Origin of the sequence: Pandoraea pnomenusa (assembly GCF_000767615.3) — a bacterium.
Classification (GTDB): Bacteria; Pseudomonadota; Gammaproteobacteria; order Burkholderiales; family Burkholderiaceae; genus Pandoraea; species Pandoraea pnomenusa.
In genome coordinates this window covers 4,982,318-5,005,476 of the sequence record NZ_CP009553.3, presented here as the reverse complement: position 1 = coordinate 5,005,476, position 23,159 = coordinate 4,982,318, and the positions used below count along the sequence as shown (strand labels likewise).

General features: G+C 66.0%; 21 protein-coding genes and 1 pseudogene. 2 read left to right on the top strand and 20 right to left on the bottom strand.

Annotated features, from left to right (window positions below; translation table 11 throughout):
- Window positions 1-200 precede the first annotated feature (200 nt).
- From LV28_RS46460 to LV28_RS46430, 8 genes are all read right to left on the bottom strand, one after another.
- On the bottom strand, window positions 201-1,124 hold the full coding sequence (locus LV28_RS46460) for an MBL fold metallo-hydrolase (protein WP_023597924.1): 924 nt from the start codon (window positions 1,122-1,124) through the stop codon (window positions 201-203).
- A 64-nt stretch (window positions 1,125-1,188) separates the two neighbouring features.
- On the bottom strand, window positions 1,189-1,620 hold the full coding sequence (locus tag LV28_RS46455) for a MaoC family dehydratase (protein ID WP_024788575.1): 432 nt from the start codon (window positions 1,618-1,620) through the stop codon (window positions 1,189-1,191).
- Between the two features lie 34 nt (window positions 1,621-1,654).
- On the bottom strand, window positions 1,655-1,897 hold the full coding sequence (locus LV28_RS48565; protein ID WP_072619074.1) for a DUF1289 domain-containing protein: 243 nt from the start codon (window positions 1,895-1,897) through the stop codon (window positions 1,655-1,657).
- A 21-nt stretch (window positions 1,898-1,918) separates the two neighbouring features.
- Complete coding sequence (locus LV28_RS46450) at window positions 1,919-2,356, bottom strand: thioesterase family protein (protein ID WP_023597923.1); 438 nt, start codon at window positions 2,354-2,356, stop codon at window positions 1,919-1,921.
- 108 nt (window positions 2,357-2,464) lie between these two features.
- Window positions 2,465-2,983 (bottom strand): YbaK/EbsC family protein, encoded by a 519-nt coding sequence (locus LV28_RS46445; RefSeq protein WP_023872888.1) that lies wholly within the window; start codon window positions 2,981-2,983, stop codon window positions 2,465-2,467.
- Between the two features lie 56 nt (window positions 2,984-3,039).
- The gene (locus tag LV28_RS46440) at window positions 3,040-3,969 is read right to left on the bottom strand and encodes a hydroxymethylglutaryl-CoA lyase (protein WP_029754422.1); all 930 of its coding nucleotides are present in this window, start codon (window positions 3,967-3,969) and stop codon (window positions 3,040-3,042) included.
- A 49-nt stretch (window positions 3,970-4,018) separates the two neighbouring features.
- Entirely contained in the window at window positions 4,019-4,963 is a 945-nt protein-coding gene (locus LV28_RS46435) for a 2-hydroxyacid dehydrogenase (RefSeq protein WP_023597920.1), read from the bottom strand.
- A 359-nt stretch (window positions 4,964-5,322) separates the two neighbouring features.
- A complete protein-coding gene (locus tag LV28_RS46430; RefSeq protein WP_023597919.1) occupies window positions 5,323-5,874 on the bottom strand; it encodes a YaeQ family protein in 552 nt (183 codons plus the stop codon).
- Between the two features lie 177 nt (window positions 5,875-6,051).
- On the opposite strand from LV28_RS46430, the gene LV28_RS46425 reads away from it, so the two are divergent.
- The gene (locus LV28_RS46425) at window positions 6,052-6,888 is read left to right on the top strand and encodes an alpha/beta fold hydrolase (RefSeq protein ID WP_023597918.1); all 837 of its coding nucleotides are present in this window, start codon (window positions 6,052-6,054) and stop codon (window positions 6,886-6,888) included.
- 85 nt (window positions 6,889-6,973) lie between these two features.
- On the opposite strand, the gene LV28_RS46420 is transcribed toward LV28_RS46425, so the two are convergent.
- From LV28_RS46420 to LV28_RS46395, 6 genes are all read right to left on the bottom strand, one after another.
- A complete protein-coding gene (locus LV28_RS46420) occupies window positions 6,974-7,360 on the bottom strand; it encodes a helix-turn-helix domain-containing protein (RefSeq protein ID WP_023597917.1) in 387 nt (128 codons plus the stop codon).
- Window positions 7,361-7,953: 593 nt separating this feature from the next.
- The gene (locus LV28_RS49545) at window positions 7,954-8,706 is read right to left on the bottom strand and encodes a helix-turn-helix domain-containing protein (protein ID WP_306629797.1); all 753 of its coding nucleotides are present in this window, start codon (window positions 8,704-8,706) and stop codon (window positions 7,954-7,956) included.
- 165 nt (window positions 8,707-8,871) lie between these two features.
- On the bottom strand, window positions 8,872-9,795 hold the full coding sequence (locus tag LV28_RS46410) for a DMT family transporter (RefSeq protein WP_048806501.1): 924 nt from the start codon (window positions 9,793-9,795) through the stop codon (window positions 8,872-8,874).
- A gap of 402 nt (window positions 9,796-10,197) precedes the next feature.
- The gene (locus tag LV28_RS46405) at window positions 10,198-10,443 is read right to left on the bottom strand and encodes a hypothetical protein (RefSeq protein ID WP_023597914.1); all 246 of its coding nucleotides are present in this window, start codon (window positions 10,441-10,443) and stop codon (window positions 10,198-10,200) included.
- Between the two features lie 1,163 nt (window positions 10,444-11,606).
- Window positions 11,607-12,830, bottom strand: a complete 1,224-nt coding sequence (locus LV28_RS46400) for a porin (RefSeq protein WP_024788576.1) — start codon at window positions 12,828-12,830, stop codon at window positions 11,607-11,609.
- Window positions 12,831-13,044: 214 nt separating this feature from the next.
- Window positions 13,045-14,031 (bottom strand): NAD(P)-dependent oxidoreductase, encoded by a 987-nt coding sequence (locus LV28_RS46395; RefSeq protein WP_081214882.1) that lies wholly within the window; start codon window positions 14,029-14,031, stop codon window positions 13,045-13,047.
- Between the two features lie 350 nt (window positions 14,032-14,381).
- Here LV28_RS46395 and LV28_RS46390 point away from each other — a divergent pair, with 350 nt between their 5' ends.
- Window positions 14,382-15,185: an AraC family transcriptional regulator gene (locus tag LV28_RS46390; RefSeq protein WP_023872898.1), complete on the top strand. Its 804-nt coding sequence runs from the start codon at window positions 14,382-14,384 to the stop codon at window positions 15,183-15,185.
- Between the two features lie 89 nt (window positions 15,186-15,274).
- Here the strand turns inward: LV28_RS46390 and LV28_RS46385 are convergent, their stop codons facing one another.
- The 6 genes and pseudogenes from LV28_RS46385 to LV28_RS46360 form a co-directional block, all read right to left on the bottom strand.
- Window positions 15,275-17,296 (bottom strand): acetyl/propionyl/methylcrotonyl-CoA carboxylase subunit alpha, encoded by a 2,022-nt coding sequence (locus LV28_RS46385; protein WP_023597910.1) that lies wholly within the window; start codon window positions 17,294-17,296, stop codon window positions 15,275-15,277.
- A gap of 202 nt (window positions 17,297-17,498) precedes the next feature.
- A pseudogene (gene bioB / locus LV28_RS46380) lies at window positions 17,499-18,485 on the bottom strand (biotin synthase BioB); the annotation flags it as partial.
- A 127-nt stretch (window positions 18,486-18,612) separates the two neighbouring features.
- Window positions 18,613-19,407 (bottom strand): dethiobiotin synthase, encoded by a 795-nt coding sequence (gene bioD, locus LV28_RS46375; RefSeq protein ID WP_025249951.1) that lies wholly within the window; start codon window positions 19,405-19,407, stop codon window positions 18,613-18,615.
- The gene (gene bioF, locus LV28_RS46370; RefSeq protein WP_024788577.1) at window positions 19,400-20,617 is read right to left on the bottom strand and encodes an 8-amino-7-oxononanoate synthase; all 1,218 of its coding nucleotides are present in this window, start codon (window positions 20,615-20,617) and stop codon (window positions 19,400-19,402) included. Before bioF ends, bioD begins: the two co-directional genes overlap by 8 nt.
- Window positions 20,614-22,020, bottom strand: coding sequence for an adenosylmethionine--8-amino-7-oxononanoate transaminase (gene bioA / locus LV28_RS46365; protein WP_048806502.1), 1,407 nt, complete (start codon window positions 22,018-22,020; stop codon window positions 20,614-20,616). Before bioA ends, bioF begins: the two co-directional genes overlap by 4 nt.
- Before the next feature lie 334 nt (window positions 22,021-22,354).
- Window positions 22,355-23,146, bottom strand: a complete 792-nt coding sequence (locus LV28_RS46360; protein ID WP_023597905.1) for an enoyl-CoA hydratase/isomerase family protein — start codon at window positions 23,144-23,146, stop codon at window positions 22,355-22,357.
- Window positions 23,147-23,159 lie beyond the last annotated feature (13 nt).

The following is a 23,159-nucleotide window of genomic DNA, read 5'->3' as shown; positions in this document are numbered from 1 at the left end:
GCATCAGGGAAAGTCCCCTTGAGCCCGAACCCGCGGGCCGAGTAGGATGAAATTGCGTGTCGGGCGTCCTTGGCAGCAGGAGGTCGCAAGGCGAACGCGGCGTTAGCGACCGCAGCGTTCGTCCGGCACGTCACGTCCTCAAACGCCGCTTGTCGACTCAGGCAAGCGGCGTTGTTTTTTGCATGACGCGCCAGGTCCCGTCAGACGGCGAACAGCGTGTCGGTCTCGGCGTCGAAGCGCACGGCCCCGGCCTTCGCAAGGTCGGCCACGAGCGTATCGAGCAGCGCCGGCCAGCCCGATGGCGGCGCGAGCATTGCCGCCGCGTTGCGCCAGGCGCTTGCCGTATCCATTGTTGCCTTGAGCGTGGCGCCCGCCATGCTGCCGTCGGCCATCAGCCGGAACACGATCAGCACCTTGAGCGCGTTGCGTGCGTTGCGCGCCGGGTCGGCCTGAAGATACGCAAGGCGTGCGCGCGACGCGGCCAGTGCGCCGTCGATATCGGCAAACGGCTTGCCGTGTCCGGGAATCACAATGGAAACGTCGAGTTGCTCGATGAGATCGAGTACCGCCGCCTGTTCGGCAAAGCCCGACGCTCCGTCGAGTTCCGGAAAGATCACGCCGAAGCCGCGCTCCCAGAGAGCATCGCCCGAAATCAGAATGCCGTGCGCGGCGTTATAGAGCATCAGCGCGTGGGGGTCGTGCCCCGGTGCGCCGAGTACCAGCCATTCGTGGTCGCCTAGTGTGATGGCGTCACCCGGCGAGAGCGTCTCGTCGAAGGTGAAGCGCGTGCATTGCTGGCCGGTGGCTTCGAACGACAGTCGGCGCTCGTCCCAATGGCGGACCGGATCGGCTTCGGCGGCAGGTACCCAGGTGCGGCACCCGTAGTGCGCCTGGAGCGCGGCATTCCCGCCGCAATGGTCCGAATGCAGATGCGTGTTGACGAGCCGCGCGAGCGGCTGTCCCTCGGGCAGCGCGTGGGCCACGAGCGCCACCGTTTGCGCCGCGTGCGATACGTAGCCGCTGTCGACGAGCGTCGGTTCGTCGCCAAGGAACAGGACATTGTTCGATGAGAGCCAGCCGCGCTCGAACACGCGCATCCCGGCGGGCAGGGCAAGCGAGGTCATGGGCGTATCTCGTGAGTTGACAAGGCGGTGCGACCGGGGAGCGTGCGTGCGCTGTACCGGCGATTCACGTCGGCCTGGCGGACACGAGGATCTTGGCCGTGGCCGCGATCACGGTCTCGCCGCGCTGATTGACGGCCTCGCCCTCGAGCGACACGATGTCGCCCGCCAGTTTCTCCTTCCACAGGCTGTCGGTGACGGTCCAGCGCACCGTGACGTCGTCGCCCGCGTGCACGGCACGGCGCAGCTTCATGTCGAATTCCAGTCCGAGCGGCTGAGCCGTCCTGGAGTAGTGCGTGGCGAGCAACGCGGCGAGGTACGACATCTGCTGCGTGCCCGACGAGATCAACCCGCCGAAACGCGGATCGGCCGCGGCGTAATCGGCATCGTGGTGCAGCGGATTGAGGTCGCACGCCAGCGTGGAAAACTCGCGGATCGAATCGGGCGAGAAATGATGGGTGGCGGAGAAGGTCTCGCCAACGGCAACGATTTTTCCCATATGCGGTAATGAAAAAGTGGTGCGTCGGAGCGCGTCAGGTGCTGCCCGCGCCGGGGTCGTCCGCGATCACGCGACGATGTTGCACCGGCGGCTCCTCGTGCTCGGCGCGTCGCGAGGGCAGCAGCGACCAGACGTGGCGTTTGTCATCGTCGGCCATGGTGGACCACGCGGCGATTTCCGCGAGCGTGCGCCAGCAACCCGAGCACCAGCCCGTCGCCGGGTTCATCCGGCAGATGTTGGTGCAGGGCGATGGAACGGGCGAGGCGAGTGGGAGCATGACGTGACAGGCAGAAGGTGACTACACGGAAAGGCCGAGCCGCGCGGCTTTTTCGCGCAGCTTGCCCTGGAAGCGTGCCTCGTCGACGATCACGCGCTCGTGGGTGCCGGCGCTGACCTTGTCGAGCCCGTCCCACGCTTCGACTTCGAAGCGCAGCGTGCGCCCGGCGACATCGACGAGCGTGCCCCGGATGCGCAACGTATCGCCCGCGGGCGTGGCCGCCAGGTGCGTGAACGAGACCAGCGTGCCGAGCGACTGTTCGCGCGGCCAGTCGAGGTACGGTCGAATCGCCTGCAGGCAGGCGCATTCGAGAATGCCCGCGAGATACCCCGTGGCGAGCACCGCGGGCATGTCGCGGCAGAGTTCGACGTCGTCGTACAGTTCGGGCACGACGGCCTTGCGCGGCACGCGATACGTCCATTCGAACGTCAGGCCCGGAACCAGTTCGGGACTCGGCATGGCGTGTCTCCTCGTTAAGGTTTGGGGTGCCGGCGCATGCGTGACCGAAGGCAACGACACGCATGCGCGCCACCCGGTGCCGTATTCACTTTCGCTGGCGCGAACGGTTCAACTGCGCAGCGCCACGTCCACGACCGGCGCGCCCGTCATCGCCACGAGCTGCTGCGGCGTGAGGTTGAACACGGCGTGCGGGTGGCCGGCGGCGGCCCAGAGGCTGGCGAGCTTGAGCAGGTCTTCGTCGATCAGCGTGACCGGTGCGACCACGTGCCCGATCGGGCTCACCCCGCCGATCGAATAGCCGGTTTTCTCCTTGACGAAGCGCGCGTCGGCGCGGGCGAGCTCGCCCACCTGTGCCGCGACTTTCTTCTCGTCCACGCGATTGATGCCGCTGGCGATGACCAGCACCGGCGTGTCGTCGGCGGCACGGCGAAAGATGATCGACTTGGCGATCTGCGCCACTTCGCAGCCCAGGCCGGCGGCGGCTTCGGCCGACGTCTTGCCGGTCTCGGGCAGCAGCACGATGGGTTGATCGTGGCCCATGCCGGCGAGCAGTCGCGCCACGTGACGCGCGCCTTCGGGCAGGGTCTGTTCCTGGGCGGGTTCGGGAATGCGGGGGGTGTCGCTCATGGTCGTGTTCATGTCGTTACGCCACTCTCGCGGCGATGGGCGCCTGGTGCGATGCTTCAGGCGGCGGCGGTGTCCTGCATCTTCGCCAGAAGTGCGCGACCCACACGCGAAGCGTTCGGCCGTCCGATCGCCTGCGAGATGAAGTCGCCGGTGCGCACCACGGCGTCGAGGTCGATCCCCGTGGCGATGCCCAGGCCATGCAGCAGGTACAGCACGTCCTCGGTCGCCACGTTGCCCGTCGCTCCCTTGGCATACGGACAGCCGCCCAGTCCGGCCACGGACGAGTGGAAGATCGAGATGCCGGAGAGCAGCGCGGCGTAGATGTTGGCCGTCGCCTGACCGTAGGTGTCGTGGAAGTGCCCGGACAGGCGCTCGATCGGGAAGACTCGGGCGCAGGCCTCCATGACTTCGCGAGTGCGTGACGGCGTGCCCACGCCGATGGTGTCGGCAATGTCGATCTCGTCGCAGCCGAGCGCGGCGAGGCGTTTGACCACGTCGACCACGCTCGCGACCGGGACCTCGCCCTGATAGGGGCAGCCAAGCGCGCACGAGATGCTGCCGCGCAGACGCAGTCCGGCGTCTTTCGCCGCGCGTGCAACCGGTTCGAAGCGCGCGATGCTCTCCTCGATGGAGCAGTTGATGTTGCGTTGCGAGAACGCTTCGCTCGCCGCCGCAAAGATCACCACTTCATCGGCCTTTGCCGCCACGGCGCCTTCGAACCCCCGCATGTTCGGCGTGAGCACGGAATAGATCGTGCCCGGACGCCGCGCGATGCCCGCCATGACCTCGGCGCCGTCGGCCATCTGCGGCACCCATTTCGGCGAGACGAATGAGGTGGCCTCGATATTGGCGAAGCCGGCGGCGGAGAGTCGATCGATGAGGGCGATCTTGATGTCGGTCGGTACGGGCTGCTTTTCGTTCTGCAGACCGTCGCGGGGGCCGACTTCGACCACTTTCACACGCTGCGGCAAAGGGGATGCGGACATGAGTTGTCTCCTCGGAGGATGTCGGGTGACGATGCTGGCGGGCAGTGGCTCAGTAGCCACGCGTCAGATCGACGATGCCGGTGATGGCCTCGCCGCGCTCGAGCGCAGCGATCTTGCCGGCGATTTGTGCGACGGTCTCGTCGCGCAACGTCATCGCTGAAATATGCGGTGTGATCGTCACGCGCGGCGTGCGCCAGAACGGATGGTCGGCGGGCAACGGTTCGGTGCGGAACACGTCGAGCGTGGCCGCGGCAATCTGTCCGCTCGCCAGCGCGGCCAGCAGGTCGGCTTCGACCAGATGTGCGCCGCGCGCCACGTTGATCAGGAAGGCGCCCGGCGCGAGTTTCGCGAACAGGGCGGCATTGAGCACGTCGACGGTCTGCGGTGTGAGCGGCAGCAGGTTGACGAGGATGCGCGCGCCGCTCACGCAGGCGTCGAAACCCGCGTCGCCATGGTGCAGCGCGACGCCGCCGTCATCGCTTCGCGGACTGCGGCTCCACGCGCGCACCGGGAAGCCGAATTGCTTGAGCGCTCGCGCGACGTGGGCACCAAGCGTGCCATAGCCGAGCACCGCGACCGGAAAATCGGCGAGGCGGTTGGGCTTCTGAAATTTCCATTGTCCCTGCGCCTGCTGGGCGTCGAATTCATCGAGACGGCGGAAGTAGCGCAGCGCGGCGGCACCGACGTATTGCGCCATCTGGTCGGCCATGCCCGCGTCCTCCAGGCGCACGAGCGGCACACCCGGCGGCAGGCGGTGCGCGCCTTCGCCACGCGTGCCGAGCACGCCATCCACGCCCGCGCCCATGTTGAAGATCGCCTTCAGGCGCTCGCGAGGCTGCAGTACCTCGGCATTCGGCTTCCAGAGCACCACGTAATCGGCCGGCGCCGTGTCGCCAGGCTGCCAGGCGCGAATCGTCGCCCGGGGAAGGTGCTCGGCGAGGCCGGTCTCGTAGGCGGCGGTCTTGCCGTCCGGGGAGAAAACAAGAATATCCATGAGTTGCGGGCAGACGCTGATAGGGACGAGGCGTCGCGAAGCCGGAAGACGCACAACGCAAAACCCGCCGCGTACGAACGAATACGGTCGTATGCGGACGGGCGCGGCGGGCGGACCGGCGAAGTCGCGTTTACTCGATTTACGTTAACGTCAAGTGTAACGCAGCTTGTGGGCCGGCGGGCATTGGCGCAGGGCGGCGCGCCACGGTTGGGGGCGACGGATCCGGCGCACACCGAAGTGCACGGGCCGGGTACCGGAACGATCGGACGCCGCGCCTTGTACGACTTCCATACCCGCGCCGGGGAAGCGGGATTGCGGCAAGCGCCGTGTCGGCACCCGCCAGCGGGCCGCAGGCGGGCTCAGTCGTTCGCCGCCGAACGCAAGGTGCTGAGATTGACCGCGAAGTTGTGGTTGTCGTCCGCGATCCAGACTTCGCCGTCCTGGATCGTGCATTGAAGGCGCATCGTGCGCGAGGCGAGTGCCGTGAGCGCTTGTGCCGAGGCGTCGTCGAGCATCCGCACCGTGAGGTTCGACAGGCGGTGGATTTCCTTTTCGGTGGCCTGCCACCAGATCGCGGCGGGTTTGCCGCCATAGGTGATCACGTCGACATGTTCGGCGCGGCCGGCGGCCTTGACGAGGCGGCGTGCGTCCGGCTGACCGACGTCGATCCAGCGCACGATATCGTTGCCGAAATCGTGCTCCCAGAGGTCGGGTTCGTCGGCCGTGGAGATTCCCTTGCCGAACGAGAGGCGCTCGCCGGCATAGAGCATGAAGGCGAGCACGCGTACCATCATGCGCTCATCGGTCTCGGACGGATGACGGGCGATCGTCAGGCTGTGGGAAGCGTAGTAGTGTCGGTCGAGGTCGGTGATTTGCACCTCGGCCTTATAGATGGTGGCTTTGAGTGCCATACCGGGAAAACCGCAGGAATGAAGAGAGTCGCAAGCATACACCAGGCGGGTGCGGCGCTCCGGCGGGAGTGCCGGCCCCGGGAACCGTGATCGGGACGTGTCGTCCGCTCTGGCGCGTTGCAGCAAGGCGCAGGCAAGCTCGGTATACTGGCGACCCGTCTCACTGATGTGTCCCCCATGCCGGTTCCCGCACCGCAAACGATCGACGTCAACGGCTATCCGATGGCGTACGTTGAATCGCCCGCTCCTGCCGACGCCGTCGGCGCACCCCTCGTGCTGGTGCACGGATCGCTGTGCGATTGTCGCTACTTCAAACCGAACATGGCGCCGCTCGGACAGCGGCGACGCGTCATCTCGGTGAGCCTGCGCCATTACTGGCCCGAGGCCTGGGACGGCCATGAGGGCATCTTTTCCGGCGAGCAACACGCGGAGGATCTTGCGGCGTTCATTACGGCGCTGGGCGTTGGTCCGGTCCACGTGCTCGGCCATTCGCGCGGCGGCTACGTCGCGCTGCGAACTGCGCTCCTGGCGCCGGATACCGTGCGCTCGCTGATTCTGGCCGATCCGGGTGTTGAGATCAGCGGCGGCCCGGTGCAGGTATCCCTCGACAGTGAACGTGGCAACTTCCGCGAGCGGGCGCTGGCGGCGATCGAGAACGGCGATGTCGACGCAGGGCTGGCAATCTTCATCGACGCCGTGAGCGGCCCCGACACCTGGCGCCGCATGGTGCCCTGGTTCAAGCAGATGGTGCGCGACAACGCGCGCACGCTGATCGGTCAGGTCGCCGAGCCACGCACGCCGCTGCCCATCGACGCGCTGGGCGCGCTGCATGTGCCGGTATTGCTCATGGCCGGCGCGCACAGTCCCGCGCCGTATCCCGAGGTGCTCAACGCGCTTGCGGCCGCCATGCCGGAGGCGCGCCGCATGGTGATTCAGGACGCCTCACACGGCATGAACCTCGCCAACCCCATTTCCTTTCACCGCGCCGTCGACGCCTTCCTCGGCAACGACTGACGCCCGCTGCGCGCCGCCTGTGCGCCGACGCGGATGCGTGATATCGCCGACATCGCCGACGTCGCGCCCGACGGCCGCTCTCGCGTCATTCATCGCGCAACATGCCGTGGCCCAGTCGCAGGCTCAGCGTGCGCACCAGATCGGCCATCCACGCCTGGTCGCGATCCGACAGCTTCTGCATGGCCCGATTCAGCGACGGATACGGATCGCATGGGACGGACAAGCCGGCGGCGCCCGCATCGGCCGCCACGCCGTTCGACGTGTCGAAGGCCAGCAACTCATGCGGAGGCAGCCCCAGGGTGTCGGCCAGAATGCAGATGTTGCGCAGCGAGATATTCCGCTTGCCACGCTCGACGCCGCTCAGATAGGAGCGCGCCAGACCGCTTTCGAGTGCGAGCTTGTCCTGCGCCCAGTTGTATTTCTTGCGCAAGCCGGCGAGGTGCCTGCCGAATCGGAATAAGTTGGTGTCCATAAAAAAGTTTTCCTTGTTAGGGACGAGAAGATTGAAACAAAAATCCGGCATTGGGGGAGGTGCCTCGGGTATCCCGCGTTTGCGAGGCACGAACTACCGGGGCGGTCACATGGATAATTCGTGGACTTTCGGAGAAGACTCAACGAAAGGGGACTCGCCAACGGTATCGGCGACGCCAGCTCGCGTATCTACATCCCGTGGTTAAGGAGACGATGCCGAGCCGGACGTTGCCGCATGCCGGTCAACCGGAGCCGCGCAGTGTGACACCGGACGCGCCGGATGACGTAGAGCCGGGATTCTGAAAGGTTGCGCGCTGGGATGTCACTTGATGTCGACGGAGTGAGCGGGAAGTGATGTCGGAACGCGAATATTTGCGGTAGACGGCAACCTGCCGGGTTTCCTGTGCCGTCTGGGCGTATCCGTCACCGGGGCGATGCGCGGCGGTATCGCGGCGCGCCGCCCCCGACGGGCTTCAACGGTCAGATTTGATAGGTCGGTTGGTTACTCTTACTAGACGGACCACCGCGCAAACCCGTGCGAGAAATGTCGCGGACTTTGCGCGATGTCCTAAGAATCAATTCCGTGACGTTCGCTCACTCGTCGTCGCTGATGGGAAAATGCCGCGAGTCTTCATGGGCGCCAGGGGCCTTCGGCGCGGTGCCGGATGCTGCAAATTGCGGTGTGACGGGCGAGCGAGCATCGAATCCCGGATCGACGGCCGCGCAGCGCCCGTCGTGGCCGGGTATCGGGCGGCGTGTCTCGGGAGATGGATATTCCGGCCGCTCGGGGTTGTCTACCGCCACATCTGTCTCAGCCACATCGGGCACATCGGCCACATCGGGCACTTCAACCGCTTCAGTCTCTCCGACCTCTCCAGTCATCTCGGCCGCCCTGATGCCACGGGCGTCTTCGGCACTCGTTCGAATGCCGGCTCGATGGTCGTTTTGGAGGCTCGCGCCGGCCGGCCCAACCGCAGGTTGTGCGATGGCGGAATGCGCCCCAATGTCGGGGGCCGGGCTTGCATGGCTGAGCCGGGAGCTCAGGCTTCGAATGATTTCGGCGAGCCAGATCTGGTCTCGGTTCTCGAGTTTGCACAGCGAACGGCTGATTTGCGGCAGCGGCGTGCGCTCGGATGTGGCGGCAGCGTCTTGCGTCGTGGCGCTGGCCTGCGCGAAACGCAGCATCTCCGAGGTGGGCACACCGAGCGTGTCTGCCAGCACGCATATGTTGACGAGCGCGACGTTGCGTCGGCCTCGCTCGATACCGCTGACGTACGAGCGTGCCAGACCGCTCTCGAGCGCCAGTTTCTCCTGCGACCAACCGCGCGCCTTGCGCAAGCGGGCCAAATGGTCTCCGAACAGCGCGAGAGGATTCGTTTGCATGGCGGGACTCCGTTGACGAGTCACACAGCGTAATCAATCCCCCCGTGCGTTGCGACGTTATATCGCTCTCCTTCCCATGCGTTACAGGCGGGCCTCTATAAAGAGTGGGCGACGCCAAATGCGCAGAAGTTATCGGACACGTCCCAATTCATCCTGCATCGTCGGCAGCGGTTCGCGGGCTTTGCGAATTGGCAGATGCCAGTTTTCGCCGATCGCGACGCCCGTCAGAATGAGTGCGCCACCGAGGAGGTGGTAGGCCGCCAGATGTTCGCCGAGGCCGAATGCCGCGATCAGCGCGGTGAAAATGGGGACCAGGTTGATGACGACGGTGGCGCGTCGCGGACCAATGCGGGCCACGCCGATCATCCAGATGAAGGGGGCGGCAATCGAGACGGGAATCGTGGCAAAAGCCAGTTGTGGGAGGTTGTCCATCGACACCCCGGCCTTCTCCGAAACGAGGTAGAAGGGTAGAAGCGCCACGATGGCGAAGAGAATCTGCGCGTACAGCGAGGGCAACGGTGCCAGCGGGAGCTGCCACCTGCGCAGGAGCACGCAGTAGATCGCATAGGCGAACATGGCCCCGAACATCATGACGTCCCCGATGCCGATACCCTGATCGGCGAGATGCATGAGGGAGCCGTGTCCCACGACGAGCAGCACACCAACGATCGAAAGCAGGCCGCCCGCGAGCGCGCCGGCGGTGAGGGCGTCGCCAAGCACCATCACGGCTAGCGCCAGCGTGGTGAGCGGCAGCAGCGCGAGGATGATTCCCATGTTGGTGGCACTGGTGTAATGCGCTGCGGAATAGGCGAGTCCCTGGTAGATGGCCATGCCGAGCACGCCGAGCGTGGCGTACTGCGCCATATGCCGTGCAAACTGTTCGCGCGCGCGCCAGAGTCCCGGCAAGGCGAGTGGCGTGAGGAGGAGTCCGGCTGCGAGCCAGCGCAGAAAGGCAATCTCGGCGGGGAAGATGTGGCCGACGGACAGCTTGTTGACGATGACGTTGGCCGACCAGATCAGTACGGCGGTCAACGGCAGGATGAAATTGAACATGGATCGGATTGGTGTACCGGTCGATCGGACGACCGGCGATTCAGAGGGGCGACGTGTTCGGGGCGTTCGACACGCCGGCGAGCCGCGGACAAGTTCCGGAGCCGCCCTCACGTGTCGTTTCCGGCTGGCGCGTGAACCCGCGGCCGATTCGAAGGGCGTGGGGAATCACTCGGTGAACCGGACCGCGACGCGAACCTGGGCATCGTCTTACCGTCGTCAGCCGTTGCCATGGCCTTCCTGGCGGGCGCGCTTCCATGGGCCTGAAGGGGATTCGGCAAGCGAGTCGGTTCGTTCAGTCCTTCTCGTCTTGCATCGAATTGTCCGTCCGATCGGGAGATGTCGTATAGCGAATTTCGGACAAACGATAAGGAATTTCGGACTCGACGTCGATGCCAGCGGCGCTTAGCGAGCGCACAGACGATTGAGTGCGCCGCGCAAAGCGGCAGGTAGTGCGGCAGCGAAGCCGAAGGGACGAGCCAGGGCGGCGAGGCCCTCACCGTTGAGCACACGGGCACCTTCGAGGTGCGTGGCGAGCACACAGAAATCTTCCCGGTTCATGCCCACGCGCTGGCAGGCGTTGTCGAGCTGTTTCAGGTCGTTCGGGTGCAAGGTGAGAGTGACGGTGATGCGCTCTGGGTCGGTATTCATGTCTGGAAGTCTTCTCTTTGTTCAACGCATCGGGTCTGTCGCGCGGGTGACGCGCACGCCAAGCACCCACGCGATAACGCAGGCGAGCGTGATCCGATAGCGCGATACGTGAGCGGCATCGGAGTTTTGGGGTAACGCGTGGGCAATACGAGGCTGTGGGCGCGCGATCCGCCGCCTGACAAGCGGGCGGCGGTACGGCTCTGACGCGTGAGAGCGATGCCTCGTAACAGCAGGGAGGGATGACTCTCCATCCGGCCATCTGACCAGCGCCGGAATACAGCATGAGTACTGCGAACAGCAACTACGAACAGCAACTACGAACAGCAACTACGAACAGCAACTACGAACAGCAACTACGAACAGCAACTACGAACAGCAACTACGAACAGCAACTACGAACAGCAACTACGAACAGCAACTACGAACAGCAACTACGAACAGCAACTACGAACAACTGCCAACTGCAGGGGATGTTTGGATTCACTTCGACAACCGACGTTATCCGACTTCAATAACGTGACTTCTGTGTTGCGGTGATGCAAGACCTTTGAAACTCAGGGCTGCCGGTGATGCGCGTACAGCGATGCAGACCTGGAACGACGGAAACTGCGACTTGCTGAACTGCGATTGCGGATGAAGCGGAGCTGCGACTTCTACTGCGAGACGACCTCGACCTACGCGGCGTCCTTGAACTGGACGCGGGGGCACGGCGTGCGGCGGTGACTGCGGCGATAGCGCAAGACCCGGTCAACGTGGCTTGCCGCCGCCGTGCGCGTTGCCCGACGATGCAGGTACCGTACCCTTGCCGCCGAAATACCGATGGCGACGATAGCGACACACAACCAACTAACGAGAATCACGGACCTTCTCCCCTGAATGGCGGCTGCGCAACCTCCCGTCGGCGCGCATCGAATTCGGAGGGAAATCAAAAGGCGTGAATGCCGCTGGTTGCGTCTGCAACGAACTTCAATGGAAACGAATTCTAATAAGAATCCCTAATGGGGTAAACCCTTAAATTGAAGATTGGTGTCTTTTTTTAGACGAAACGTCCTCAAGATTCCAAACGTTCGTTTGAAACATAGATCTTCCAAAGCACGAAAAAATCGACCCGAACCCGCATGGATTCACGCATTCGGGCCGACTTCGTCGATGACTCGGTGGGATCAGAACGTGTGCTTCAGTCCCATGCCCAGGAGCAACTGAGTGCGCGCACCCGCGTCGATCCCATACGAACCGACCGACGCATTCGCCTCCACCGTTCGTCCCTGACGGAGCGTCGTGCCGACCGCCTGTTGATAGCCGCCGATGACGTACGTCGATGTACGCTTGGACAGGGCGTACGTCACCCCTGCGTTGAACTGGTTGTAGTGGGCGCCCACGCCATCCGCGCGCATACGCGTGTAGCTATAGCCGATGCCGGTGTTGAGCGCGGGCGTCAGTGCATACGTGGCGAAGGCGTTGACGGTATCGAACTTCGCCACGCCACGGAACGTGGAAAGCGCGTCGCTCGAATACTGGGCGTTGGACAGCGAGACGCCGAAGATTGCCGGACCGACGGCATACTTCGCCCCGGCGCGCGCGATGCGTACCTTGCTGGCCGTGCGGAAACCATCGTTGATCGGCGAGTTGAACAACGAGCCGGCGCTGCCCGCCCACTCACGAGGCCCGGTCGCCGGCGCATCCGGCGCATCGCCGGCCAACCGTTCACGCTGATAGCCGCCATCCGCGAAGAAGTAACCTGCCGCGAGGGCAACCGGCCCATTGCTGTAGGCACCCGCGAGGCCGAACGAGCGCCCCGCGCCTGTCTTCCCCGCGACACCTCCCGTCGCATACATGCCTTCGAACTGCAGGCCGCCGAAATTCGGCGTGGCATATCGGATCGAATTGTTGATGCGCGCACCGTTGTCGTAGTTGTCGACGTCCCCCGGCGTGGCGAAGAAGCCGCCGAAGTAGCCATCGGCGGTCAGGCCCTGCACGAGATTGACCACGGGGTCGTATTGCCGGCCGATCGTGACTTCGCCCCATTCGTTGCCGCGCAAGCCGATGATCGCCTTGCGGCCGAATGCCAGGCCACCGTTGCCGAGTGCGCCGTTGACCCCGTTGAACCCGCTCTCGATCTGCCACAGTGCGGTGAGGCCGCGACCCAGCGACTCCGTGCCGCGCAGACCCCAGCGACTGCCGCCGATGATGTTGCTGGTGATCCCGGAGAGCGGTTGCGCGCCATTGTCGGTCGCCGTGTGATTGGCGTGCACGAATCCGGAATCGATCGTGCCATAGAGCGTGACGTTGCTTTGCGCGTTGGCGCCGGCCGGCAGGCCGAGCGCCGTGAGTGCCGCGGCGAGCGCAAGGGCGCGCAGGCCGGTGTTCGAGTGTGGACGTTGGTTCATGATGTCGAGCGCTTTGCCGCGCATGGTTGAAATCGACACCGAGAATATTTCCGATCACCTATTCGGATTCCTTATGAAAATTCCGAAAGCGGTGAAATCCACATGACAGCGACCGTCCTCCGAGGTCGCTGTCGAATTTTCTAGGAACCGTCCTCGCTCATTTCGGCAGAACGCCGCAATTCGCGGCGCCGCTGACAAAGGAGGGCGTCCAACGTCAATCCGTCGCTTTCACGTGGCCCGCGCGCCGCGCGGCCACACGCGACAGGGCCGCCCAGTCGAGATGCCCTTCGCCATGCGCCAGGCTGTCCAGATGGTTGTCGCGCAACACGCTGCCGAATGGCATCGGCACGTTTGCCGCCTCGCCAGCGAGCAGCGCCAGACGCACGTCCTTGGCGCCGAGCGAAAGCTTGAAGCCGGCCGGTTCGAAGACCTGTCGGGCGATCGCGCCACCGTAGCCGGTGTATGCGGGAGTCGCGAAGACCGTGCTCGTGATCATGTCGAGGAAATCGGCGCCGGACACCCCATGACCCTCGGCGAGCGCGGCCGCTTCGCTCATGGCTTCGATGGCGCTCGCGATCATGAAATTCGCACCGAGCTTCACGACGTTGGCCTGCTCAGGCACGTCGCCGAACCGCCAGGTGCGTTGTCCGAGCACATCGAATATCGGCTGCACACCCTCGAGCGCGGCGGCGTCGCCCGCCGCCAGGATGTTGAGCTTGCCGGCCTCGGCGACGTTCACGCGGCCGAGCACGGGCGCGGCGACGTAGCGCAAGCCGAGCGACTCGCACGTCGAACGCATTTCGCGCGCGAAATCGAGCGATACGGTAGCCATGTTCACCACGATGGCATTGCGTGTCAGGACATTCAGCGCACCGCCGTCGAGCAGCACGGTGCGCGTGGTGTCGTCGTCGGCCAGCATGGCGATGAGCACGTCGACGCCGTGCGCGGCCTGCGCGGCACTCGACGCCGGCGTGGCGCCCTCGGCGCTCAGGGCGTCGACGGGGCCGTGCGAGCGGTTCCACACACGCACGGAGAAGCCCGCCCTGACCAGATTGCGAGCCATGGGGGCGCCCATGGTGCCAAGCCCCAGAAATCCGATGTTCATCAATGCTCCCGATGTCAAAAGTGTCGTTGCCGCGCCGGAGAAGGACGTTGCGCAAGGGGAGCGCCCGTCCTGAGTTGGCTGCGTGAGCGACAGCATGACACCGAACGCGCGTTGCCGCAGAGAAGACGAGGGGAGGTGAATTTCGTGATAGGCGGCGGGCGTCGATTTTGTGCAGGTACCGACCCGCCATCGTGCGGTGTCGCCCCCGGCGCAGCCGACGCCTTCGCGTGTCCCCGGCATGCCGGCGGGGCGGCGGTAAGATGCGGGCTATGGCGTGTCGCGAGGCGCGGCGCGCGACGCACGCGTGTCGTCCGCGCTTGCCGGGGGTCTGCCGCCGGCAGGCCTCGATTGTGCGAACTGTGCCGATCGTGCCAATTGCCGCCGCGAGCGCCGCGAATGTGCCGAACTCGCGGAATTTTTCCAATCTACATCGCTCCGACCCCGTCATGACCGTTCGCAACAACTGGCCGAGCTTCAAGACGTTGCCATATCCGGTTTACTTCCGCTACGACGAGTTCGCGGCGCAAACGGCGTGGGTGCCGCATCGCCACGATTGGGGGCAATTGAATTACGTTGCCAACGGCGTGATGCAGTTGGAGATCGAGGGCGCGCGCTTTCTGTCGCCGCCGCAATACGCGGTTTGGATTCCGCCGAAGGCGGCACACGCCAGCTTCAACGCGCACGCGGTGGTTTATCGCTCCGTCTATATCGACGCTTCACTTGCTGCGGCGCTTCCGGCCACGGCGGCAACGTTGCGGATGAGCGGCCTGCTGCGCGCGATTCTGTCGGACTTCGCGGAGCGCGGGGTGGCGTGTCCGCAGACCGAAGCGGATCGGCGGCTCGCACATGTGCTGGTCGATCAACTGGCGCTGGCGCCGGCCGAGCCGCGCTTCCTGCCACAGGCGCGCTCACCGTCGCTGATTCGCGTGCTCGACGCGCTGCAGGGCGAACCGGGCGACAATCGCACGCTCGCGCAATGGGCGCGAACGATGTCCATGACGGAGCGTACGCTGGCGCGTCATTGCCTGACGGAGCTTGGGATGACACTGGGTCAGTGGCGGCAGCGCATGCGGTTCATGCGCGCCATCCAGGGGCTTGAGGCAGGCCGAACCGTGAAGTCGATCGCATTCGATCTCGGCTATGCCACGCCTTCGGCGTTCATCGAAATGTTCGCTCGCGAATCGGGGCTCACGCCCGAGCAATTCCGGCGCCGGACGATTCGTGGGGAGAACGCGGGCGAGGCCGTCTGAACCCATCCACGTGCCACCCACGCTCCACCCACGCCGCATCCCTGTCGTGGCTGCCGCGAGCGCGCCGCCCGCACGCCACGACGTGACCTTCACCGCTTGAACGCGAGCAATTGCGCGCCTTCGGGCACCTGATCGCCCACCGCGTACAGCACTTCCTCGATCTCGCCGTCGGCGGGGGCACTGATGGTGTGCTCCATCTTCATCGCTTCCATCACGAGCAGCGGCGCACCCTTCTCGACCTTCGCGCCGACTTGCGCGAGCACGGCGATGACCTTGCCCGGCATCGGCGCGGTCAGGCGGCCTTCGCCGCCTTCGTGCCCGCCGGCCTGGGCCAGCGGGTCGTGCCAGCGCAGCGTCCACGACTGACCGTCGGCGAACACGTGCGCCGTTTCCTGTTCGAAATCGACGTGGCCCTGCACGCGCCGCTCGCCCAGCGTCACGCGATACACGCCGCCGTCGTGGGCATAGCGGTACGGGTAGGTCTGGCCGTCGACTGTGAGCGTGCTCGCCTGCGCGCCGCTCGTGAGCACGACATCGCGACGCGTCTCGCCATGATCGAAGGACATGGTGCGCTGGTAGTCGCCATTCAAGCGCCAGCCGGTGGCGAGTTGCCACGGCGAATGGTGGTCGATGCTGTCCTGATATTTGCGACGTCCGGTCACCGTCTCGCGCGAGAGTTGCGCAGCCACGGCCAGCGCCAACGCCGTTGCCGGCGCCGCGGCGGCTGCCGGGAACAGCGTATCGCGGTGCCGCTCGATCAGACCGGTGTCCAGGTCGGCGCCGGCAAACGGCTCGCTGGCGACCAGACGCCCGAGGAACGCGATGTTCGTCTGCACGCCGACCACGCGGTACTGCCCGAGGGCGCGGCGCATGCGGGCGAGCGCTTCGTCGCGGTCCTGGCCCCACACGATGAGCTTGGCGATCATCGGATCGTAGAACGGCGAGATCGTATCGCCTTCGCGCACGCCCGAATCGATGCGCACGGCGGCCGGGGTGGCGCCGCTGCCGATCTCGAACTGCACCGACGCGGGCGGACGCAGCGTCGAGAGCTTGCCGGTCGACGGCAGGAAGTTGTTGTCGGGATTCTCCGCATAGATCCGCGCCTCGAGCGCATGACCGTGAATGCGCAGTTCATCCTGCTTGCGCGGCAGCACTTCTCCGGCCGCCACGCGCAGTTGCCACTCCACGAGATCGAGGCCGGTGATCATCTCCGTGACCGGGTGTTCGACCTGCAGGCGGGTGTTCATCTCCATGAAGTAGAACGAGCCGTCCTGATTGGCGATGAATTCGACCGTGCCCGCACCGACATAGCCCACGGCGCGCGCGGCATTGCACGCCGCTTCGCCCATCGCGCGGCGGCGCCCTTCGGTCATGCCTGGCGCGGGCGCCTCCTCCAGCACCTTCTGGTGACGGCGCTGCACCGAGCAGTCGCGCTCGAAGAGATACACGCAGTTGCCATGGGTGTCGGCGAACACCTGAATTTCGATGTGACGCGGACGCGTCAGGTACTTCTCCACCAGCACGCGTTCGTCTCCGAAGCTGCTCGACGCCTCACGCTGGCAGGACGCGAGTGCGGCGCGAAACGCGTCGCTGTGCTCGACCACGCGCATGCCCTTGCCGCCGCCGCCGGCGCTGGCCTTGAGCAATACCGGGTAGCCGATCTCGTCGGCGCGCGCGTGCAGGAACGCCGTGTCCTGGTTGTCGCCGTGATAGCCCGGAACGAGCGGCACCGCCGCGCCTTCCATGAGCGTCTTCGCGGCGCTCTTGCTGCCCATGGCCCGGATGGCGCCCACCGGCGGGCCGATGAAGACGATGCCTGCCGCCTGGCACGCGGCCGCGAAGGCCTCGTTCTCGGACAGGAAGCCGTACCCCGGATGGATCGCCTGCGCGCCCGTGGCCTTGGCGGCGTCGATGATGGCTTCGATACGCAGATAGCTGTCGCGTGCGGCGGCCCCGCCGACGTGCACGGCTTCGTCGCATACGGCCACATGCTTGGCGTGCGCGTCGGCATCGGAATAGACGGCCACGGTGCGAATGCCCAGCCTCGCGGCGGTGGCTGCCACGCGGCAGGCGATTTCGCCACGGTTGGCGATGAGGATCTTGTCGAACATATTGCCTCCGGAAAATGATCGATTGGGGCGGTGCCCACGCCATTGCCCCGCTTGTGACGAAGCAACGATGCATGCGCACCCGTCTTTATTGCTGTGCAGCTTCGCCGCCACGGCGGATCGTCTTCGCGATCTCACCGCCGTTGCGGCGCATGACTTTTCAATACCTCCTCACCGCCCGCCGGCACTCCCGGGCAGCCCGCGCTCAATGGGTGGCGCAGGCCGACGTCGCGCCGCAGTCGTCCGCCTCGCCAGCCGGGCTCAGCTTGTCCTCGGTCGACGTACGCATGCCCAGGCGCGCAAGCAGCGCGCGGTCGTGCTCGGCTTGCGGGTTTTGCGTGACGAGCAGCTTCTCGCCGTAGAACATCGAGTTCGCGCCGGCGAGAAAGCACAACGATTGCAGCGCGTCGTCCATCATCTCGCGTCCGGCCGACAGGCGCACCATCGCGCGCGGCATGGTGATGCGCGCCACGGCGATCATGCGTACGAAGTCGAACGGATCGACGCTCTCGTTGTGTTCGAGCGGCGTGCCTTCGATCTTCATCAGGTTATTGATGGGCACCGACTCGGGATACGGCGACATGTTGGCGAGCTGCGCGATCAGACCGGCGCGCTCGCGCTGCGTCTCGCCCAGGCCGACGATGCCGCCGCAGCAGACCTTCAGGCCGGCGTCGCGCACCCGGGCGAGCGTATCGAGGCGATCCTGGTACGTGCGCGTGGTGATGATCTGGCCGTAGAACTCCGGCGAGGTGTCGAGGTTGTGGTTGTAGTAGTCGAGGCCGGCATCGCGCAACTGCTCGGCCTGACCGTCGCGCAGCATGCCGAGCGTCACGCAGGTCTCGAGACCGAGCGCCTTCACTTCACGCACGATCTCGCCCACGGCGTCGACCTGATGCGGCTTCGGGCTGCGCCAGGCGGCGCCCATGCAGAAGCGGGTGGCGCCGGCCTCCTTCGCGCGCTTCGCGGCGGCCACGACTTCGTCGACCGGCATGAGCTTCTCGGCCTGCACGCCCGTGTCATACCTGGCCGACTGCGGGCAGTACGAGCAGTCTTCCGGGCAGCCGCCGGTCTTGATCGAGAGCAGCGTGGAGAGCTGCACGGCGTTGGCGTCGAAGTGTTCGCGGTGCACCTGCTGCGCACGGAAGATCAGATCGTTGAACGGCAGCGCGAACAACGCCTCGATCGCGTCGACGGTCCAGGGCGTATCGTTGCGGCGCAGGGCTTCATCGTGTCCGTGTGCGGCGGTGTGAGCGTGAACTTGCATGGTGAGATTCCTTGAATGCTTTGATGTCGGGGGGAGGCCGTCGTATGTCGTAGCGTCACGATCGGGACGCATCGGACGATTGCGCGGCAAGCGGCGCTTGCGCATGGCGATGCGGCGCCGAATCCACGAGCGGTGCAATGTCGAGATAACCCGAGGCCGTCGCGGCGTCGGGATGCGGCAGGTGCGGCACGCGGCCGAGCAGCGGGGCGCCGATGCGCGCGGCAATGGCGTCGACGTTGGCGTCCACGTGACGCATGTCCGGATCCACGTGATTGGCGACCCAGCCGGCAAGCGTCAGGCCGCGCGCGGCGATCGCTTCGGCCGTGAGCAGCGCGTGGCTGATGCAGCCCAGGCGAAGCCCGACGACGAGCACGACCGGCAGGCCGAGCTGACGCGCGAGGTCGGCGGTGTCGGGCGCGCTCGCATCGGGGCCGAGCGGCACGCGGAACCCGCCCACGCCTTCCACGATCACCAGGTCGGCGCGCGCGGCAATACGCGCGTAGCCATCGCGAATCACGCGGCAGTCGAGATCGATGCCTTCGGCCGCGGCGGCAATGTGCGGTGCGGCGGCATCCTTGAGCACATACGGGCAATACCAGTCGTCGGGCAGCTTCAGATTGCTCGCGGCGTGCAGCTGCTCGACGTCGTCGTTGACGAACCGGCCGTTATGCTCCGACGCCCCGGCGGCCACGGACTTGAGGCCGGCACACACCAGACCGCGCCGCGCGGCGGCCTGCAGCAGCGCCGACGACACGAGCGTCTTGCCGATCTCGGTGTCGGTGCCGGTGACGAAGAATGCATGGCGCGCGGGCGTGGCGCGCTCGGCGATCGCAAGCGTTTGATCAGTCATGGTCGTGCGCCGTCCAGTCGCGGTCGAGCTGGTTGATGGCCGCTGCCAGGCGGGCGATGTCGTCTTCCGTGTGTGCGGCGCTGAGCGTGACGCGCAGTCGCGACGTGCCGGGAGCGACGGTCGGCGGACGAATCGCGGGTACCCACAGTCCCGCCTCGGCCAGACCGGCCTGGGCGTGCAGCGCCGCGGCGTTTTCGCCAAGGATGATCGGTTGCACGCCCGTGGGCGAGGCCATGTGCCGCCAGTGGCGCAACGCGAGGGTGTCGCGCAGTTGCGCGATGCGTGCTTGCAGCGTGGCGCGGCGCTCGCGTCCCTCGTCGCCGGCGATGATCGCCAGGCTCGTGAGCAGCGCATGCGCCTGCGACGGCGCGGCCGCCGTGGTGAAGATGTACGGACGCGCGCGATTGACGAGCCATTCAATCACGCGCCGGTTCGCGGCCACGTACGCGCCGCCCACGCCCGCCGCCTTGCCGAGCGTGCCGATGATGACGAGGTTGGGCGAGCGCAACGCGAAATGCTCGAACACGCCGCGTCCGTTTTCGCCCACGACACCGAATCCGTGCGCATCGTCCACGATCAGCCACGCATTGTGGCGTTCGGCCAGCGCGAGCAGTTGCGGCAGCGGCGCGATGTCGCCGTCCATGGAGAACACGCCGTCGGTCACGATCAGCTTCGTCTCGGCCGTGCTGGCGGCGAGCAACGCGCCCAGCGCGTCGACGTCGCCGTGCGGGTAGATCTGCGTGCGTGCGCGCGACAGTCGCGCGCCGTCGATGAGCGAAGCGTGATTGAGCGCCTCGGAGAAGATCTCGGCGTCCTTGTCCGCGAGTGCCGAGATCGTCGCCAGGTTAGCCATGTATCCCGTGCAGAAGTACAGTGCGCGGGCCTCGACCAGATGCGGCGACATGAACTGCGCAAGCGCGTCTTCAAGTTCGGCATGGGCCTGGAAATGACCGCTGATCAGGTGCGAGGCTCCGCTGCCCGCACCGTATCGCTGCGCACCGTCGATCAGCGCGGCCACGACCTTCGGATGTGCCGCGAGTCCGAGATAGTCGTTGCTCGTGAAGGCGAGGACGTCGCGGCCGTCGGCGCATACGTGCGGCTGGCACGGCGTGGAAACCACGCGATGACGGCGGCGCAGATGCGCGCGGTCGATTTCGGCGAGGCCCGCATCGAGGCGGTCGAAGAGCGGGGGGAGGGTGTGGGCGGTCATGCTGCCTGCTCCTTCCCGACCGTCGCGACACGATTGCCGCCGCCGAGGTCGCGCATCGTGACATCGAACGCGGCCATCGTGCGGCTGGCGAGCCAGTCGATCGTCGCGTCGTCGAGCACGTACGGCGGCATCAGGTAGACGGTATTGCCGATCGGGCGCAACAGCACGCCGCGCGCGCGCGCTTCGGTGTAGAAGCGCCGGGAGAACGCACGGACCGCCTCCGCCGCCTGCGGCACGTCGGCGTCGAACGCCCAGATCATGCCGCGCTGGCGGAAATGCTTCGCGCGCGGGTCGTTGGCCAGCGGTGCGAGCGCATCGGACAGACGCCGGGCACGCAACGCATTGACGGCGAGGACATCGTCGTCCGCGAAGATATCGAGCGTGGCCAACGCGGCGCGGCACGCCAGGGGATTGCCCGTGTACGAATGCGAGTGCAGGAAACCGCGCGCGGTGTCGTCGTCGTAGAACGCGTCGAAGATGGCGTCGCGCGAAAGCACGAGCGAGAGCGGCAGGTATCCGCCGCTGATGCCCTTGGACAACGTCAGCAGATCGGGCCAGATGCCGGCTTGTTCACAGGCGAAGAACGTGCCCGTGCGCCCGCATCCCACGGCGATCTCGTCGGCGATCAGGTGTGCGCCATATTGGTCGCACAGCGCGCGCGCACGGCGCAGATACTCGGGGTCGTGCATCGCCATGCCTGCCGCGCACTGCACGAGGGGCTCGACGATGACGGCGGCAATGCGGCCCTCGCGGCGTGCCAGCAATGCCTCGAGTTCGGCGGCCGCGCGATGCGCGACATCGATGTCCGATTCGCCGTCACGCGCGTTGCGCGCGTCGGGCGACGCCACGACGTGCGCGTGGCGCAGCAGCGGATCGTAGGCGTCGCGAAACAGCGCAACGTCGGTCACGGCCAGTGCACCGAGCGTCTCGCCGTGATAACCGTGGCGCACGCAAACGAATTCGCGCTTGTCGTCGTGCCCCTGATTGCGCCACGCGTGAAAGCTCATCTTGAGTGCGATCTCGACGGCCGAGGCGCCGTCGGACGCAAAGAAGGCATGGCCGAGCACGCCGCCGGTCAGCGCCGACAGGCGCTCTGCCAGCGCCACGACCGGCTCGTGCGTGAAGCCGGCCAGCATGGCGTGCTCCAGACGGCCGAGCTGGTCGACGAGCGAGGCGTTGATGCGCGGGTTGGCGTGACCGAAAAGGTTGACCCACCAGGAACTGATGGCATCGAGGTAGCGCTCGCCGTCGGTATCGACGAGCCAGGGGCCTTCGCCGTGCGACAGCGCGACGAGTGGCAGCTTTGCCTGTTGCTTCATCTGCGTGCAGGGGTGCCAGACCTGTCGCAGACTTCGCGCGGCGAGATCGCCGGGACCGGCGGGGGGGCGCGGGAAGGCGTCCATCATTGACTCCTTGGTTGGCCGCGACGCACGACGCCCGCCCGAAGGCGGCGGTCGATTGTCCGGCTGGCCCGCGGCAGGCATCGCGCGCAGCGGTGCCGCATGGGGCCGGAGGTGGGGGATGGGCGCATGGTAGGCAAAGCGATTTGGCAGGGCAATAGGCGGAAATGTGGCAAAAACTTGAGGTTTTGCGTGCCATAGGAAGACGTTATCGATAATTCCTCAAAACCCGCCGATAACGTTGCGGCATCTCCGTCGTTGCGTCTCCCCAAAAATATTTGTAACCGTTCGGGCGGCCGTCAGGCGCGCGCGGGCACAGCGCGCGCTCAGTTCTCGCTCAGTTCTCGCTACGCCACGACGGCGCGCGTTTCTCGAGGAACGAACGCACGCCCTCGCGGCCTTCCTCCGACGCGCGGATCTTCGCAATGCGCTCCGCGGTGTCGGCGATCGCGCCGTCGTCGATGACGCGGCTCGCGAAGTCCTGCACGAGACGTTTGCATTCCTTCACCGCGTTGGGGCTGTTCTCGGCCAATGCCTTGGCCAGCGCCTGCACCGTGCCGTCGAGCGCGTCGGCGCTCACGACCTCATGCACGAGCCCGTGCCGCTGCGCCGTCGACGCCGCGAAGCGTTCGGCCGTCAGGAAGTAGCGGCGCGAGGCCTGCTCGCCCAATGCGCGAATGACATACGGCCCGATCGTCGCCGGAATCAGGCCGAGCTTTGCCTCCGACAGACAGAAATGCGCCGTGTCGACGGCGACGACGACGTCGGCTACGGCCGCCAGACCGACGCCCCCGGCGTATGCGTCGCCCTGCACGCGTGCGATCACCGGCTTCGGGCAGCGGTAGATGGTGTTGAGCATGACGGCAAGCGTCATGGCGTCGGCACGGTTCTCGGCGTCGGAGTAACCGGCCATCTTCTTCATCCAGTTCAGGTCGGCGCCGGCACAGAAGGCGACGCCTTCGGCCGCGAGCACGATGACGCGCACGTCATCGTTCGTGGCGAGCGCGCGAAACGCGCCCGTGAGTTCTTCGATGACCGTCTCGTTGAAGGCGTTGCGAACGTCGGGACGATTGAGCGTGACGGTGGCGACATGCGCGTCGACGCCGAATTTGAGCGTGGCAAGATTCATGACGTGGAAATCC

Excerpts from the sequence above, each read along its gene's own strand:
- LV28_RS46460 (WP_023597924.1), bottom strand. The coding sequence starts at position 1,124 with ATGACCTCGCTTGCCCTGCCCGCCGGGATGCGCGTGTTCGAGCGCGGC.
- LV28_RS46455 (WP_024788575.1), bottom strand. The coding sequence starts at position 1,620 with ATGGGAAAAATCGTTGCCGTTGGCGAGACCTTCTCCGCCACCCATCAT.
- LV28_RS48565 (WP_072619074.1), bottom strand. The coding sequence starts at position 1,897 with ATGCTCCCACTCGCCTCGCCCGTTCCATCGCCCTGCACCAACATCTGC.
- LV28_RS46450 (WP_023597923.1), bottom strand. The coding sequence starts at position 2,356 with ATGCCGAGTCCCGAACTGGTTCCGGGCCTGACGTTCGAATGGACGTAT.
- LV28_RS46445 (WP_023872888.1), bottom strand. The coding sequence starts at position 2,983 with ATGAGCGACACCCCCCGCATTCCCGAACCCGCCCAGGAACAGACCCTG.
- LV28_RS46440 (WP_029754422.1), bottom strand. The coding sequence starts at position 3,969 with ATGTCCGCATCCCCTTTGCCGCAGCGTGTGAAAGTGGTCGAAGTCGGC.
- LV28_RS46435 (WP_023597920.1), bottom strand. The coding sequence starts at position 4,963 with ATGGATATTCTTGTTTTCTCCCCGGACGGCAAGACCGCCGCCTACGAG.
- LV28_RS46430 (WP_023597919.1), bottom strand. The coding sequence starts at position 5,874 with ATGGCACTCAAAGCCACCATCTATAAGGCCGAGGTGCAAATCACCGAC.
- LV28_RS46425 (WP_023597918.1), top strand. The coding sequence starts at position 6,052 with ATGCCGGTTCCCGCACCGCAAACGATCGACGTCAACGGCTATCCGATG.
- LV28_RS46420 (WP_023597917.1), bottom strand. The coding sequence starts at position 7,360 with ATGGACACCAACTTATTCCGATTCGGCAGGCACCTCGCCGGCTTGCGC.
- LV28_RS46410 (WP_048806501.1), bottom strand. The coding sequence starts at position 9,795 with ATGTTCAATTTCATCCTGCCGTTGACCGCCGTACTGATCTGGTCGGCC.
- LV28_RS46405 (WP_023597914.1), bottom strand. The coding sequence starts at position 10,443 with ATGAATACCGACCCAGAGCGCATCACCGTCACTCTCACCTTGCACCCG.
- LV28_RS46400 (WP_024788576.1), bottom strand. The coding sequence starts at position 12,830 with ATGAACCAACGTCCACACTCGAACACCGGCCTGCGCGCCCTTGCGCTC.
- LV28_RS46395 (WP_081214882.1), bottom strand. The coding sequence starts at position 14,031 with ATGCTGTCGCTCACGCAGCCAACTCAGGACGGGCGCTCCCCTTGCGCA.
- LV28_RS46390 (WP_023872898.1), top strand. The coding sequence starts at position 14,382 with ATGACCGTTCGCAACAACTGGCCGAGCTTCAAGACGTTGCCATATCCG.
- LV28_RS46385 (WP_023597910.1), bottom strand. The coding sequence starts at position 17,296 with ATGTTCGACAAGATCCTCATCGCCAACCGTGGCGAAATCGCCTGCCGC.
- bioD (WP_025249951.1), bottom strand. The coding sequence starts at position 19,407 with ATGACTGATCAAACGCTTGCGATCGCCGAGCGCGCCACGCCCGCGCGC.
- bioF (WP_024788577.1), bottom strand. The coding sequence starts at position 20,617 with ATGACCGCCCACACCCTCCCCCCGCTCTTCGACCGCCTCGATGCGGGC.
- bioA (WP_048806502.1), bottom strand. The coding sequence starts at position 22,020 with ATGGACGCCTTCCCGCGCCCCCCCGCCGGTCCCGGCGATCTCGCCGCG.
- LV28_RS46360 (WP_023597905.1), bottom strand. The coding sequence starts at position 23,146 with ATGAATCTTGCCACGCTCAAATTCGGCGTCGACGCGCATGTCGCCACC.